14 protein-coding genes are annotated in these 14,209 nt (G+C 57.4%); 6 read left to right on the top strand and 8 right to left on the bottom strand.

Translation table 11 applies throughout. From position 1 onward, the window contains the following. The first annotated feature begins 10 nt into the window (after positions 1-10). Complete coding sequence (locus RRU01S_RS00805) at positions 11-973, top strand: 2-hydroxyacid dehydrogenase (protein ID WP_045228344.1); 963 nt, start codon at positions 11-13, stop codon at positions 971-973. 227 nt (positions 974-1,200) lie between these two features. Here RRU01S_RS00805 and RRU01S_RS00810 read toward each other — a convergent pair whose 3' ends face one another. After that, complete coding sequence (locus RRU01S_RS00810; RefSeq protein ID WP_045228345.1) at positions 1,201-1,956, bottom strand: gamma-glutamyl-gamma-aminobutyrate hydrolase family protein; 756 nt, start codon at positions 1,954-1,956, stop codon at positions 1,201-1,203. 223 nt (positions 1,957-2,179) lie between these two features. Between RRU01S_RS00810 and RRU01S_RS00815 the strand changes: the two genes are divergently transcribed. Then, positions 2,180-3,286: a TRAP transporter substrate-binding protein gene (locus tag RRU01S_RS00815; RefSeq protein WP_045228346.1), complete on the top strand. Its 1,107-nt coding sequence runs from the start codon at positions 2,180-2,182 to the stop codon at positions 3,284-3,286. Between the two features lie 380 nt (positions 3,287-3,666). On the opposite strand, the gene RRU01S_RS00820 is transcribed toward RRU01S_RS00815, so the two are convergent. Both RRU01S_RS00820 and RRU01S_RS00825 read right to left on the bottom strand, forming a co-directional pair. Next, positions 3,667-5,169 carry a TRAP transporter large permease gene (locus RRU01S_RS00820; RefSeq protein ID WP_045228347.1) on the bottom strand — a complete coding sequence of 501 codons (1,503 nt, stop codon included), beginning with the start codon at positions 5,167-5,169 and terminating at the stop codon, positions 3,667-3,669. 29 nt (positions 5,170-5,198) lie between these two features. After that, positions 5,199-5,738, bottom strand: coding sequence for a TRAP transporter small permease subunit (locus RRU01S_RS00825; protein ID WP_045228432.1), 540 nt, complete (start codon positions 5,736-5,738; stop codon positions 5,199-5,201). Between the two features lie 428 nt (positions 5,739-6,166). On the opposite strand from RRU01S_RS00825, the gene RRU01S_RS00830 reads away from it, so the two are divergent. From RRU01S_RS00830 to RRU01S_RS00840, 3 genes are all read left to right on the top strand, one after another. Beyond that, entirely contained in the window at positions 6,167-6,391 is a 225-nt protein-coding gene (locus RRU01S_RS00830) for an aa3-type cytochrome c oxidase subunit IV (protein ID WP_045228348.1), read from the top strand. 195 nt (positions 6,392-6,586) lie between these two features. Further along, positions 6,587-8,440, top strand: a complete 1,854-nt coding sequence (locus tag RRU01S_RS00835) for an ABC transporter ATP-binding protein (protein WP_045228349.1) — start codon at positions 6,587-6,589, stop codon at positions 8,438-8,440. Between the two features lie 11 nt (positions 8,441-8,451). Beyond that, positions 8,452-8,982 carry a hypothetical protein gene (locus RRU01S_RS00840; RefSeq protein ID WP_045228350.1) on the top strand — a complete coding sequence of 177 codons (531 nt, stop codon included), beginning with the start codon at positions 8,452-8,454 and terminating at the stop codon, positions 8,980-8,982. A 71-nt stretch (positions 8,983-9,053) separates the two neighbouring features. Here RRU01S_RS00840 and RRU01S_RS00845 read toward each other — a convergent pair whose 3' ends face one another. From RRU01S_RS00845 to rpsU, 5 genes are all read right to left on the bottom strand, one after another. Beyond that, on the bottom strand, positions 9,054-9,581 hold the full coding sequence (locus tag RRU01S_RS00845) for a GNAT family N-acetyltransferase (RefSeq protein ID WP_045228351.1): 528 nt from the start codon (positions 9,579-9,581) through the stop codon (positions 9,054-9,056). A gap of 8 nt (positions 9,582-9,589) precedes the next feature. After that, positions 9,590-10,645, bottom strand: a complete 1,056-nt coding sequence (locus RRU01S_RS00850) for a D-alanyl-D-alanine carboxypeptidase family protein (protein WP_045228352.1) — start codon at positions 10,643-10,645, stop codon at positions 9,590-9,592. A 174-nt stretch (positions 10,646-10,819) separates the two neighbouring features. After that, positions 10,820-11,245, bottom strand: coding sequence for a plastocyanin/azurin family copper-binding protein (locus tag RRU01S_RS00855; RefSeq protein WP_045228353.1), 426 nt, complete (start codon positions 11,243-11,245; stop codon positions 10,820-10,822). Between the two features lie 156 nt (positions 11,246-11,401). Next, positions 11,402-12,226, bottom strand: coding sequence for a tetratricopeptide repeat protein (locus tag RRU01S_RS00860; RefSeq protein ID WP_234791296.1), 825 nt, complete (start codon positions 12,224-12,226; stop codon positions 11,402-11,404). Positions 12,227-12,404: 178 nt separating this feature from the next. Continuing rightward, the gene (gene rpsU, locus RRU01S_RS00865) at positions 12,405-12,635 is read right to left on the bottom strand and encodes a 30S ribosomal protein S21 (RefSeq protein ID WP_045228355.1); all 231 of its coding nucleotides are present in this window, start codon (positions 12,633-12,635) and stop codon (positions 12,405-12,407) included. A gap of 318 nt (positions 12,636-12,953) precedes the next feature. On the opposite strand from rpsU, the gene RRU01S_RS00870 reads away from it, so the two are divergent. Beyond that, complete coding sequence (locus tag RRU01S_RS00870; protein WP_045228356.1) at positions 12,954-14,207, top strand: sarcosine oxidase subunit beta family protein; 1,254 nt, start codon at positions 12,954-12,956, stop codon at positions 14,205-14,207. Positions 14,208-14,209: the final 2 nt, after the last annotated feature.

Genomic DNA, 14,209 nt, shown 5'->3' on the forward strand with positions numbered 1-14,209 from the left:
CTACACAAGCATGTCAGATAGCAAGGCCGTCGTTCTCGTTTCGGGCAAAATCCATCCACGCGTTCTCGAGCGCTTCGAAGGCAAGGTGGAGGTCATCAAAGCGCCCGTGGGGCCTGAGCTATCGCTCTCTGCCGAGGATGCGCAGCGGATTACCGCCGTGGCGGTTGCCGGCGGCTTCAACGCCAAATGGATGGATGCGCTGCCCAATCTGGATGTCATCGCCAATTTCGGTGTTGGCTATGACGGTGTGGATGTGAAGCATGCCGCATCCCGCGGCATCATCGTCACCAACACGCCCGACGTTTTGAACGACGAGGTGGCCGACACGACCGTTGCGCTTCTCATCAACACCATCAGGCGCTTTTACGAGGCGGAAAAGCATCTCCGCGAAGGCAAATGGGTGTCGCAAGGGCCGTTCGCTCTCTCGCCCTTTTCGCTGCGCGGCCGCAAGGTCGGCCTGTTCGGCATGGGCCGCATCGGCCAGGAAATCGCCAAGCGGCTCGAGCCGTTCAAGGTGGAGATCGGCTACCATACGCGCAGCGCCAAGTCGGAGCTTTCCTACACCTATTACGGCTCGCTGAAGGACATGGCTGAGGCTGTCGACGTGCTGATCTGCATCGTGCCTGGCACGCCGGAAACGCACAAGGCGATCGATGCAGATATCCTCACGGCGCTCGGTTCCAACGGCGTGTTCATCAATGTCGGGCGTGGCTCCAGCGTGGATGAAGATGCGCTGCTGAAGGCGCTTCAGGATGGCACTTTGGGGGCGGCTGGTCTGGATGTGTTCTATGAAGAGCCGAAGGTGCCGGAAGGGTTTTTGTCGCTGCCGAACGTGACTCTATTGCCGCATGTGGCATCAGCTTCGGTGCCCACGCGCAATGCCATGGCCGATCTGGTGGCGGATAATGTGCTGGGGTGGTTGAGCGAGCGGAAGGTGGTGACGCCTGTGCCGGAGACGCCGGTTAAGGGGTGAGGGTTGGTTACCTCTCCCCAATCATCCTGAGCCTGTCGAAGGGGTGGGAGAGGAAGAAAAATCATGATCTTAGCTGAAAGCTAAGTCATAGATTTTTCAGGTGAGGGGTTGGCAGCTTGCGCCGAGAGAAGACCCCTCACTTGCGATTTCTAACACTTAGCCTTTGGCTAAGATGTTGAAATCGCTTTCTCTCCCACAAGGGGAGAGATAAGGCTGGCAGCCTTCAATCAAACCTTCCCATCCCGATACGCCCGCACCGCTCTCCCAAACGCCTCAAACAGCGCCCGTGATGGCGCATCGGTCTGCGCCCAATATTCCGGGTGCCATTGCACGCCAACGGCGAAGCCCTTGGCGTCGATGACCGACACCGCCTCGATGGTGTCATCTTCCGCCGTTGCTTCAACCTGAAGCAGCGGGGCGGTTTTTGCGATGGCCTGGCGGTGGAGGGAGTTGATCTGCACTTCGCCTGCAAGACCCAGGTGCTGAGCAATGCAGGAGCCTTCGCGGATGAAGACGGGCTGGCGGATGCCGAAGGCAGTGTCGCGGTCGACGTCTTCGGGTTTGCGGTGATCCCAATTACCGGGCTGTTCCTGGATTTCGCTGGCGAGCGTGCCGCCCAGAGCCACGTTGAGTTCCTGAATGCCACGGCAGATGGCAAGCATGGGAATGCCGCGCGCGATCGCCCGGCGGATGAGCGGCAGGCTGGTGGCATCGCGGGCGTGATCGAAGGGGCCGTCGCTGTCTTTGGCTTCGACGCCATAGAGCGAGGGATGAACGTTGGTGGCGGAGCCGGACACGAGGAGGCCATCGACGCGGTCCAGAATGGCATCGGTATCGTTGCCCTGCTCGAAGGCAGGCACGATGAAGGACATCACACCAGCGACATTCAAGGCCGCAGACAGATACTGCGTCTGGGCTGCGTGCCACTCTGCGCCAGCGAGAAATCTGATGTCGGCGGGAATGGCGATGATGGGTTTGGACATGATGGCTCCGAAGTCGATCTCATTTCTTGTGACGCTGGACAGGGGGATTCGTCAAGCTTTGCATTCGCCCTCAACGCGCATCTCTTTATTCTAAAGTATAAGGCGCAACGTATTCTTGGCCGACATGCTTGTCAGCGCCAAAGACCCGTGCTTTGCTTAGCCTATGCCTGATAGCGGAGGGGAATTCGGCTGAGGCACAAGGTTCGTATCTGGGAGGATATTTATGGATCGTCGTTCATTCATCAAAAAAGGTGCCGTTTCCGGTGCCGGGGCTGCCGCTGCAACCGTTCTGGCGGCACCCGCCATTGCGCAGCAAAATAGCAAGATCACTTGGCGGCTGACCTCTTCGTTTCCAAAATCGCTGGATACGATTTTCGGTGGTGCGCAGGATGTTGCCAACCACGTTTCGGCGGCAACCGACGGCAATTTCAACATCCAGATTTTTGCCGCCGGTGAAATCGTGCCGGGCTTGCAGGCCGCAGATGCGGTGTCGTCAGGCACGGTCGAAATGTGTCATACCTGCTCCTACTATTATGTCGGCAAGGACCCGACATTCGCGATCGGCACTGCCATTCCGTTCGGTCTCAATGCGCGCCTGACGAATTCGTGGTTCTATGAGGGCAATGGCAACACGTTGCTCAACGAATTCTACGCCAAGCACAATCTCTACGGCATGATTTCAGGCAACACGGGCGTGCAGATGGGTGGCTGGTTCCGCAAGGAGATCAACACCGTCGAAGACTTCAAGGGCGTGAAAATGCGCATCGCTGGCTTGGCTGGCAAGGTGGTCGAAAAGCTCGGCGTCGTGCCGCAGCAGATTGCCGGTGGCGACATCTATCCGGCGCTGGAAAAGGGCACCATCGACGCTGCGGAATGGGTGGGGCCCTATGACGACCACAAGCTGGGCTTCCAGAAGGTCGCAAAATACTACTATTACCCGGCCTTCTGGGAAGGTGGTCCCGTCATCCACTCCTTCGTCAATCTGGACAAGTGGAACAGCCTGCCGAAACAATATCAGGCCGTCTTGCAAGATGCCTGCTCCTTCGCCAACACCAATATGATGGCGAAATACGATGCCAAGAACCCGACGGCCATCAAGCAGATCGTCGCCGAAGGCGCAACGTTGCGGCCGTTCAGCCAGGATATTCTGGATGCCTGCTACAAGGCGGCGCTCGAAGTTTACGCTGAAATCTCCGCCGTCAATCCGGACTTCAAGAAGGTCTATGAAGATCAGGTGGCTTTCAAGCGCGAGGGGTATCTGTGGATGCAGCTTGCGGAATACACATTCGATACCTTCATGATGATCCAGCAGCGCAACGGCAAGCTCTGAGCGAAATCGATTGCAGATGAGATGCGAACCCGGATCGAAAGGTCCGGGTTTTTGCGCTTTATAGTTGAAATTCGCTCGACAAAGTCAGTGGGCAATTTATGATAACAGCGTTCAGAGCAAAAGCAGCTCACGTCCTACCAGCAGGACGTATCGGCGGAGACGGGCCCCGCCGACCGTGGTAACGGCCTTGCTCTCGAATCGTGGAGGTGATGCGATGTGGAAACCACTGAGCATTACGTTTTTGATTAGGAAAAACCGGACAGGCTGGTCATTGACTGTCCGGCTCAATTTCTAGCAAGAACAAACGGAAGGCGGGGGTGCAACCCTGCCTTCCACTTCACCAATATAATACATCAGTCCACACGCATCAAGTGTTTCCCTTAAGGACCGATCTTCGGCGGCTCGTTCAGGTTCGGCATGCCGGGCAGCCCGTTTCCACCCGGTTGGGCTGGTGCTCCATCCATCGAAGGCAGGCCGAAATTCGGCATCGTGTTGCCACCCCCGTTGCCGAAGGCAGGGACTTCGATCTTGATGGTGTTGAGGTCGACCTGTGGTGCCTTGTCCAGCCAGTAGGTAACGGATTCGGGCCAAAAGATGACGATGGCGACGAGGATAAGCTGCATGCCCAGCCACGGGATTGCGCCCATGTAGATGTCCGATGTCTTGACGCTACGCGGCGCAATCGAACGCAGGTAAAAGAGGGCGAAACCGAAGGGCGGGTGCATGAAGCTGGTCTGCATGTTGATGCAGATGAGCACGCCGAACCAGATGAGATCGATACCGAGCGATTGCGCAATCGGGGCCAGCATGGGCACGACGATGAAGGCGATCTCGAAGAAATCGAGGAAGAAGGCCAGGAAGAAGATGAAGATGTTGACGAAGATCAGAAAGCCGACGGGGCCGCCTGGAATGCCCGACAGCATATGCTCGATCCAGAGCGAGCCATCCATGCCCTGAAAGACGAGGCTGAAGCATGTGGCGCCGACCAGAATGAACACCACCATGGAGGTGATGTGCATGGTGGAATGCATGCCCTGCTTGACGAGATCCCAAGTGAGGCGGCGGTGGGCCGCGGCGAGCGCCATGGCACCGACGACGCCGAGCGCGCCTGCTTCCGTTGGCGTTGCAAGGCCCATGAAGATGGTGCCGAGCACGAGGAAGATCAGCACGATGGACGGCACCATGCCCGCCAGCACCCGGAAGACCAGGGCGCGGTTGAGCTCTCCACGCGCTTCCGGCGGCAGAGCGGGCAAATCCTTCGGGCGCAGCTTCGACATGACGAAGATGAACAGCAGGAAGATGGTCACCTGCAGGATTGATGGGCCGATGGCGCCGAGATACATATCGCCGACGGACTTGCCGAGCTGGTCTGCGAGAACGATGAGGACAAGCGAAGGCGGGATGACCTGCGTGATGGTGCCGGATGCGGCGATGACGCCGGTGGCGAGACGCGGATTGTAGCCATATTTCAGCATGATGGGCAGCGAGATGACGCCCATGGTGATGACGGAGGCCGCCACCGTGCCGGTGATGGCACCAAGGATGGCACCGACGAGAATGACGGCATAAGCGAGGCCGCCTGGAATGGCGCCGAACAGCTTGCCGGTGCCTTCCAGCAAATCTTCCGCAAGCCCGCATCGTTCCAGAATAGCACCCATGAAGGTGAAGAAGGGGATGGCCAGCAGCAGATCGTTGGAGATGATGCCGAAGATGCGCAGCGGCAGTGCTTGCAGGAAGGCGGGCGAAAAATGCTCTGTGAAAATGCCGATGACGCCGAACAGCAGACCGACGGAGGCCAGGGAAAACGCCACGGGAAAACCGTAGAGCATGAAGATGATCATGCCCAGGAACATCAGCGGCGGCAAAATACCGTATTCGAACATGGAAATATCCTTAGCGATCAGCGCCTGATTTACTGGAGCGGTTTTTCGTATTTGGTGTCGAGCTGATAGAGCCCGTTCAGCGCGCCGATGCGCTTCACCAGTTCGGATATTCCCTGAAGGACGAGCAGGGCAAAGCCTGCGAAGATGATGAGCTTCACCGGCCAGCGAATGAGGCCGCCCGCGTTGGAAGAGGTCTCGTTCTGCGCCCATGACAGAGCAAATTCCGGCCAGCTCAGCCACGCCAGATAGGCGCATGCAGGAAGCAGGAACAGCGCCAGCCCGATGATATCCACCCACAGCCGGGCGCGCGGCGAGATCGCGCCGTAGATGATGTCCACACGCACATGCTCATTCATGCGCAACGTATAGGATGCGCCGATGAGGACGATGAAGCCGAACATGTACCACTGGATTTCCAGCCAGCCATTCGAGCTGTAATTGAAGAGATAGCGCACAATGGCATTGCCGGCGCTGACAAGGCAGCAGATCAAAACCAGATAGCCTGCAAACTTGCCCAAGGCTTCACTGACCCAGTCAATCAGCGCGCTCAAATTCAAAAGAGCCTTCATTCGTTCCCCCTCTTCACCCCTTTGCGGGTTGGTGCGCAGGCGTGATCCCTCGTGTCTGCCGCAACCGCCAGCCGACACCTTGCCCCTCAGCAAGATCAGGACCTCCTCCACCCATTTTGTGTAGGAGGTGGTTTTGCGAAATGCAACGGCGATAGCGCTTTGTGCGGTATAAACAGCCGCGCACCAAGCATTACGACCAAAGCTGTTGCCTGCCTGCACAGTTTGGCGCCGATTATGCAGATGAGAGCTGCGGTCGGCTATTTTGTACTTGGGCGGTCCGACAGTCAGCCGGACGGATTGCGTTTTTCAACGAACCCATGTTAGGTCTTGGTATGGAGCTTTCTGCAATGACTTGCCACGTATAAGGGGTGCTGCCATCGGCGCACGGAGCAACGGGCAAGGACGTTGGGATTTACAGGGGAAATGGTATGAGCGAACACCACAATGGTCCACTCGAAGTCGGCGCGCCGATGAATTATTCCGAGCACGAAAAGACCTATAACGGTTTTCTGGCTGCCTCGAAATACGGCACGATGATGGTGTGCGTTCTCATGCTCGCCATGGCCGTCGGCTTCTTCACGACTGGCGGTTTTTTTGGCGGATTGCTGGTGTTTGTCATCCTTACCGTTGCCGGTTTCGTCCTGCTCCGCTAACCGATTTGTCGACTTTGCTTATCTGGCTGGTGAAAGAGATCGTTCTTTCGCCAGTTTTCGTGCGCGCTCATCGCTGAAGCATCGTATTAATTCTGCAATCTGCGATAAAATTTTGTGCGATGAGGCAATCCATGGTTAAATATTGGCGATTCTCGAAGATGTCGCCTTTTCTTTTCAGTCTTTCTGTTGAGTGCCATGGCTTTTTCAGACTTCGTCTACCGCCCATTCGAAGGGTTGATCCGCCCGCTTGAGATTCCCTACAAGCCTCTGCCTTCGCAGGGGCCGTTTCATCTGCTGATGCATTTCGTGCGGATGTTTCGCTGGCCTTTGATTATGGTCACTGTTGTCGTCGTTTGTTCGGAGCTCATCAACCTTGCCACGGTGTGGGGGCTTTCCGTCATCGTTGACGGGGTAAATGCGCAGGGCGCTGCTGCTTTCCTTCAGGATCGCTGGCCGCTTTTGACAGTTCTAGGTCTGCTGATTTTCCCTGTGCTACCGATCCTGATTTTCTGTGCAAATACGCTGTCGTCGCAAGTCGTGGCGGTTTGTCTGCCGGTCGCCATCCAGTGGCAGGGGCATAAGGCGGTCGAGAGGCAGGATCTGGCGTTCTTTCAGGACCTGTTTGCCGGTCAGGTCGCGTCGCGTCTGTCTCAGGTCGCATCTGCGGTGCAGCAGCAGGGTGCGGTCGCCTTTCGGGCCATACCCTATTATCTGGTCCAGTTCACCGGCACGCTCATTCTGTTAAGCGCCATTGCCTGGCCACTTGCCATTCCTGCGTTCGTCTGGATGGTTGCGGTCGTGACGATGTCCATCTTGGTCTCGCCGCGCTTCGCGAAGCTTTCCGCGAAATCAGCGCGCCGACGCAGTTTGCTGGTCGGAACGATGGCCGATCTGTACAGCAACATGCAGATGGTTAAGCAGTTCGCCGCTGAAGATAGCGAGGCGGGCGCTCTGCGGCGCACGTTCGCAGATGCGGTCAAGGCGCAGCATAGGGAGCGCCGCGTTTATCTGAGCGTGGACACCGCTGTCGTGACTCTGAATGTTGTGTTGCTCCTATCCATGATGGCCATCGGCTTCCGAGGTATGATAGGCAGCTTTGTTACGACGGGCGAGTTTTTTGCTGCTGTGTATCTGGCGCAACGCCTCGCGGCCAATGGTCGGGCCTTTGTGGAAATGGGCCAGCAAATCTTCCAAGCGGTCGGCACCATTCGCGATGCCATGCCGGTGATGACCACTCCACCCACCATCGTGGATGCGCCAAGTGCCGGGGAACTGATTGTCGAGCGCGGTGAGATCAATTTCGACGGTATTTCCTTCGGCTATCGCATGGATAAAAACGTTATCGAAATGCTGAGGTTGCGGGTCGCTGCCGGAGAAAAGGTCGGGCTGGTGGGTCTGTCGGGGGCGGGCAAGACGACGCTTGTGAATCTGCTGCTGCGGTTTTACGAATTGAACGAGGGCGATATTCTGATCGACGGTCAGAGCATCCGTTCTGTGACTCAAGCCAGCCTTCGCGAGAATATCGGCGTCATCTCGCAGGATGTGTCGCTGCTGCACCGGTCTGTCGGTGATAATATTCGCTATGGCAAGCCTGGCGCTTCTGACGATGCCATCGTGGCGGCTGCGCGGGCAGCGCAAGCGGATCAATTCATTGCAGATTTGACCGATGGCGAAGGCCGGTGCGGTTACAAGGCCTTTGTAGGTGACAGAGGCGTCAAGCTTTCAGGCGGACAGCGCCAGCGTGTGGCCATTGCGCGCGTGCTCTTGAAAGACGCCCCGATCCTCATTCTGGACGAGGCGACGTCGGCGCTCGACAGTGAATCTGAGGCGGCCATTCAGGAAAAGCTCGATGTGCTGATGGCCGGCAAAACCGTCATCGCCATCGCCCACCGCCTGTCCACCATCGCCCAGATGGACCGGATCATCGTGCTGGACAAAGGGCGGATCGTGGAGGAGGGCACGCCGACGGCTTTGCTGGAGCAGGGTGGGCTTTACGCACAGCTGTGGCACAGACAGACCGGTGGATATATTGCCGATAAAACCGAGTAAGAGGGTTCTTGATGAAGACGCTGATATGTTCACTGCTCCTGCTGGTCTTGGCCGGTTCTGCGATGGCACGGGATTTGAGCGAGGCGGAGCGCACGTCACTGCATGGTCAAATCGAGCGCTTCGACGCGGCGTTCAAGGCCAGTGATTTCGCCACCATAACCGGCACCGTTCCCCCAAAGATTTTTGAAGCTATTGCGACCAAATCCGGGGTCACGGCGGACCAGCTGCGCGGCGCTCTGGCGACGCAAATGCAGATGATTTTGGCGTCGGTGAAGTTTCTGAAGTTCGAAATGGATCAGAAGAATATTGACTATGAACAGACGGCAAGCGGCGAACCCTATGTGCTGATTCCCACCCTCACACTCATGGAAACCGAGGGAAAAAAGATCGAGGCGCGGTCTTATACCCTCGGGCTAATCGATGGCGGGCAATGGTATCTGTTGCGTGTCGATGACGGCAAGCAGATCGGCATTTTGCGAGAGGTCTATCCCGATTTCGCTGATGAGAAGCTTCCGGCCGGGTCTATGAAAGAGGTCGAGTGATCGATGATAGGAGCGGGATGGAAAGCATATGATCTAAGGCGCGGGGATCGGTTTGAAGGCTGCGACTGTTGTTAATCCTCGTCCAGCATGAGCGCCATGTTCACGGTGTCGATGGAGGCGCCGTCGATCAGGACGCTGCGTCGTTGAATGCCTTCCTTGATAAACCCGACCTTTTCGTAAAGGGCAATCGCAGGTGCATTATTCGCATGCACGGACAATTCGATGCGGATAAATCCGGCATCTCGTGCCTGCTTTAACGCCGCATCCATCAGCCGCATACCCAGCCCGCGGCCTCGGTAGCCAGAGATGATGCCCATGCCAAGGGTGCCGCGATGGGCATGTGTGGGAAAGACATGGCGTGAGATATCGCACCAGCCGACGACAGTATTTTCGCTGGTGGCAACGACGTGTGGATTGCCGCGCTCCATCATGCCGAGAACGAATTTTCGGGTCTCTGGAAGCGGAAAGGCTTCCAGAAGCGTCAGGTATTTTCTTTCTTTCGCCACCGTGTCGAGCGCCTGGTGAAAGCTCTCGATGTGGTCAGCCGTCGTTGCCGTTACGGTGATCTGCGGCATTTCTGTGAGCTTGGTGTCAGGCATCTGGCGTCTTATGGCTGGGAGGGCCGGGGTGTTGGCAGGGGCACCTCGTTTTTGGTTTCAGTCTGCCACGTTGTGATTGTGCGGACTTGTCCCGGAATTTGGTCTGTCAGGAAGGATTCATGGCCCGGAAGGCCCATGGGGTAGAGCGCCTCGCGTTCGGCTTCGTATGGGACGCTCTTGTCGGTACACAGCCGGATGCGCATGTCCTGCGGGGTGACATCCGTGCGGTTTTGAATGGCGTCGACTGGGCCGGACGGGGGCAATTGACCGGCGAAGGCCTGCGTCAGATATTGGGCGGCGCGTTCGTCGCGTTCGCGCTCGGTCGTTGCGCCCATCATCACCACCATGATGCGTTTGCCGTTGCGGGTGGCAAGGCCGACATAGTTGCGGCCTGAGGCGCACAGAAAGCCGGTTTTCATGCCAACCGTGCCGCTGAAGTGGGTCAGCAATGCATTGTTGGATTTGACCTCCTTGCCATCGATGATGACGGCGGAGCCTTGAAAGAAGCGGCTATATTCGGGATAGGTCCGATCGATTTCCATTCCAAGGATCGCGAGATCACGCGCGGTCGTATAATTGGCTTTGTCGAACAGGCCGTTGGGGCTGGCAAAATGCGTGCCCGTCATGCCGAGGCGCGCGGCCTGCGCATTCATGCGCTCGACGAATGCGGGTTCATTTGGCGCGACGGCTTCGGCCAGCGCAACCGCAACATCGTTGGCCGAGGCGGTGAGGGCTGCGAAAAGCGCGTCCTCCAGGGTCATCGTTCGACCCAAGGTCAGGCCCGACTCCAGAAACTTTTGTTTGGTGGCATTGCTGGTCATCACGACCGGCGTGGTCAGCGTTACCGCGCCGGAGCGAAGAGCTTCGAAAACGACCAGAGCGGTCATGAGCTTGGTGGTGGAGGCGGGATACCAGGGCACGCCAGCATCTTCCTGGTAGAGAACCTGGCGGTTTGCGGTATCGACAACCAGCACAGGCGTTGCATTGGCCACGCTGCTTGCCAACAGGGATGCCACCAATACCAAACGTCCCCAAAGCCGTCCGGCCACTATCGTCTTTATCATCGAGCACTCTCCACGGAATGGTATTCTCATGGCATGAGTGGGCTTGCGGGTACAAGGGTTTGATCGGGGCAAGGTGAACAGATGGGTGCGCGAAGGCAGGGCCACCACTGCAACACCGAAGTAGATCCGTTCTGCTCGGTTGGAGCAAAACGGATCCGTAGCAAAGTGCGGGCGTTATTTGGTGACGGTCAGCGCGGCGTGCATTCCGGCCTGGTAATGGCCCTTGATGTTGCACAGAAGCACATAGGAGCCGGGGGAAAGTTTGGCTTTCAGCTGACCATTGGCGCCGGGTTTCAGGTCGGAGACCTCGCCCATGCTTTTCAGCTTCTTCTCGTCGATTCGGTTCTTGCCCGCGACGACATCGATTGTCTGGTCTGGTGATTTCAGCTTCACCAGCACCATTTCGTGCTCTTCCGACATCGCGTCATTGTGAACGAGGAAGGTCGTTTCGCCCGCCTTGATCGTCGGCTTGTCGAGCGTCAACGTCATCGGGCCGCCACCTTCACCGCCTTCCGTGACCTTGACGATGGTCGCGGCAAAGCTTTGCGAGGCCATCATCAGAACGGCAGCGATGGCAACTGTATAGCGTGTGTGTCTCATGGTCTTGATCTCTCCCTATGGATGCAGGCAGAGGTAGGGTGCTATTCTGACACGAAGCTGAACGACATCGATGCTGTTGGTTGCTTGCCTTGGCCATAGGCAAAACAAAAAAGCCGGACTGGGTCCGGCTTTGATATCAGATGGCGGCAATGGTTCTTACGACGCGCTGGCGCCGCGGGTACGGGCAAGGCCATCCACGGCTGGCTTGTATTTCGGGTCGAGGCGGGCGGCATGACCGTAGGATTTGGCGGCCTTGTCTTTTTCGCCGCGACGCTCATAGACCAAGGCCTGATTGGCCCAGGATTCAGCGAGGTTGCCGTCGAGCGCGATCGCGTGGTTGAAGTCGGCGAAGGCGTTTTCGTCGTCGTTCAGCGCGACATAGGAAATGCCACGGCCATTATAGGGCTCAGGCGAATTCGGCGACAGCGAGATGGCTTTCGAGAAGTCTTCGATGGCCTGGGTGTGCTGATTGCGCAGCTGGTAGATCAGACCGCGATTGTGCCAGGCGCGACCATCGGTGGTGTCGAGATTGATGGCGGCGGAGAAGTCGTTGAAGGCTTCGTTGACGCGGCCTGTCTGGCGGTAAAGATTACCACGCCCGATCAGCGCTACGTCATAGCTTGGATTGATCTGCAGCGCGCTGTTGTAATCCTGCAAAGCCTGCTGCTGCTGGCCGCTGTTTCTGTAAACGAGGGCGCGGTTGGCATAGGCCTGATAGAAGCGCGGATTGAGCTGAAGGGCACGCTCGAAATCGGCAATGGCGCGCTTTGAATCGCCAGCGCGGCCATAGGCCGAGCCACGTACGTTGTAACCTTCGGGGTCCTGCGGATTGGCGTTGATGACCGAGGTAAGCGATGTGATGTTTTCCGTCGAGCCCTGGGCGCGGTCGAGCTGGAAAACGTCATTCGTCTGTGTGGTGGTGGCACAGCCAGACAAGGCGGCGAGCACACCACAGACGATGAGGGAAGAACGAAACCGCATTTTGTCTCTCTGGGATACACCGCTTGAAAACGGATTTCTGGAATCACGGGTATCAACAGCGTTCATGCGATTTGGGTTCCCTCTACCAAGCCCGTTCAACGGTCATAAACTCAAAGAGCGGCGGCGAAAAATTCGCCCCCGCCCCATAAGCATTCAAAAACGTCGAAAAGACGGCCTATCAGCGTGCCGGAGCGCGCGGGCCAGCAATAAGACCTTCGCGCTGCATGCGCTTGCGTGCCAGCTTGCGAACGCGGCGAACGGCTTCAGCCTTTTCGCGAGCGCGCTTCTGGGAAGGCTTCTCGTAATAATCACGCATCTTCATTTCACGGAAAATGCCTTCGCGCTGCATCTTCTTCTTGAGAGCGCGAAGCGCCTGATCAACGTTATTGTCGCGGACTAGTACCTGCACGTGAATCCCGTTCCTTTGGTTGGTTATTTTGCCGTGTGAATAATGGCATTCGCAAGCAAACAAAAAATCGTTCGGTTGGCCGTGTGGCCGCGCGATTGGTGACGTGCAATATCAGATGGTTTTTACGAAGTCCAGTCGTTAACTGCCCAGAAGCCCCAAAAAGCGGTGTAAACGCCATTCTTCTTGAATATGTCAAAACAATCATGCCGCCGCGTCGCAAAAGAGACATTGCCGTCGTTATTGATTTGCGATGTGTATGGTTCTGCCGGAAGACTATGAGCCGGGTTTCCCAACCGGTTTTGAAGGAGTGGTTCGCGAATGCGCAAATTTTCGGTTTTTGCCGTGGCTCGCGAGGCCTTGCGGGCGCATAAGGGATGGGAGGCGCAGTGGGCTTCTCCCGAACCGCGCAAGGAATACGACGTCATCATCATCGGCGGTGGCGGGCATGGGCTGGGTGCGGCTTATTATCTGGCCAAGGAACACGGCATTACCAATATCGCGGTGCTGGAAAAAGGCTGGATCGGTGGCGGCAATACCGGGCGCAACACCACCATCATCCGCTCCAACTATCTCTATGAAGAGAGCATGGATATTTACGAGCATTCCCTGAAACTGTGGGAAGGCTTGAGCCAGGATCTGAATTACAACGTCATGTATTCGGCGCGCGGCGTGATGATGCTGTCACACAATGTGCACGACCAACAGAGTTTCAAGCGCCATATCAATGCCAACCGGCTCTATGGCATCGACAATGAATGGCTGACGCCGGAGCAGGCGAAGGCATACTGTCCGCCGCTCGATATTTCCGCCAATGCGCGTTACGCCATCAATGGCGCTGCCCTTCAGCGCCGTGGTGGCACGGCGCGGCATGATGCGGTGGCCTGGGGTTATGCCCGTGGGGCCTCGGATCGCGGTGTTCACATCATCCAGAACTGTGAGGTGACGGCTATTCGTCGCGGGCCGGATGGTGCGGTGACGGGTGTCGAAACCAATCGCGGCTTTATCGGTGCCAAGAAGATCGGTGTTTCCGCAGCAGGGCATTCCTCCGTCATCATGAACATGGCCGATGTGCGGGTGCCGCTGGCCTCCAACCCGTTGCAGGCGCTGGTATCTGAACCGTTGAAGCCGATTTTCCCCTGCGTGGTCATGTCCAACACGGTGCATGCCTATATCTCGCAATCCGACAAGGGCGAGCTGGTGATTGGCGCGGGGACGGACCAGTATAACTCCTATTCCCAGACGGGCGGTTTGCAGATCATCACCCATACGCTGGATGCGATCTGCGAGCTGTTTCCGATTTTCCGCCGCGTGAAAATGATGCGCCAATGGGGTGGCATTACCGACAACACGCCCGATCGCTCGGCAATCCAGAGTGTGACGCCGGTGCCGAACCTGTTCGTCAATTGTGGTTGGGGCACAGGCGGCTTCAAGGCGACGCCGGGGTCAGCGCATCTGTTTGCGCATCTGATCGCGCGTGGCGAGCCGCACAAGCTGGCCGAAGGGCTTAACCTGGAGCGGTTCCGCTCGGGACGGCTGATCGATGAGGCGGCGGCTGCGGCGGTGGCGCATTGAGG

The sequence above is a fragment of the Agrobacterium rubi TR3 = NBRC 13261 genome, from assembly GCF_000739935.1.
Taxonomy (GTDB): Bacteria; Pseudomonadota; Alphaproteobacteria; order Rhizobiales; family Rhizobiaceae; genus Agrobacterium; species Agrobacterium rubi.

Coding starts and splice junctions, on each gene's coding strand:
- RRU01S_RS00805 (WP_045228344.1), top strand. CDS start 11: ATGTCAGATAGCAAGGCCGTCGTTCTCGTTTCGGGCAAAATCCATCCA.
- RRU01S_RS00845 (WP_045228351.1), bottom strand. CDS start 9,581: ATGCCTGACACCAAGCTCACAGAAATGCCGCAGATCACCGTAACGGCA.
- RRU01S_RS00855 (WP_045228353.1), bottom strand. CDS start 11,245: ATGAGACACACACGCTATACAGTTGCCATCGCTGCCGTTCTGATGATG.
- RRU01S_RS00850 (WP_045228352.1), bottom strand. CDS start 10,645: ATGATAAAGACGATAGTGGCCGGACGGCTTTGGGGACGTTTGGTATTG.
- RRU01S_RS00815 (WP_045228346.1), top strand. CDS start 2,180: ATGGATCGTCGTTCATTCATCAAAAAAGGTGCCGTTTCCGGTGCCGGG.
- RRU01S_RS00840 (WP_045228350.1), top strand. CDS start 8,452: ATGAAGACGCTGATATGTTCACTGCTCCTGCTGGTCTTGGCCGGTTCT.
- RRU01S_RS00820 (WP_045228347.1), bottom strand. CDS start 5,169: ATGTTCGAATACGGTATTTTGCCGCCGCTGATGTTCCTGGGCATGATC.
- RRU01S_RS00830 (WP_045228348.1), top strand. CDS start 6,167: ATGAGCGAACACCACAATGGTCCACTCGAAGTCGGCGCGCCGATGAAT.
- RRU01S_RS00870 (WP_045228356.1), top strand. CDS start 12,954: ATGCGCAAATTTTCGGTTTTTGCCGTGGCTCGCGAGGCCTTGCGGGCG.
- RRU01S_RS00860 (WP_234791296.1), bottom strand. CDS start 12,226: ATGCGGTTTCGTTCTTCCCTCATCGTCTGTGGTGTGCTCGCCGCCTTG.
- RRU01S_RS00835 (WP_045228349.1), top strand. CDS start 6,587: ATGGCTTTTTCAGACTTCGTCTACCGCCCATTCGAAGGGTTGATCCGC.
- RRU01S_RS00810 (WP_045228345.1), bottom strand. CDS start 1,956: ATGTCCAAACCCATCATCGCCATTCCCGCCGACATCAGATTTCTCGCT.
- RRU01S_RS00825 (WP_045228432.1), bottom strand. CDS start 5,738: ATGAAGGCTCTTTTGAATTTGAGCGCGCTGATTGACTGGGTCAGTGAA.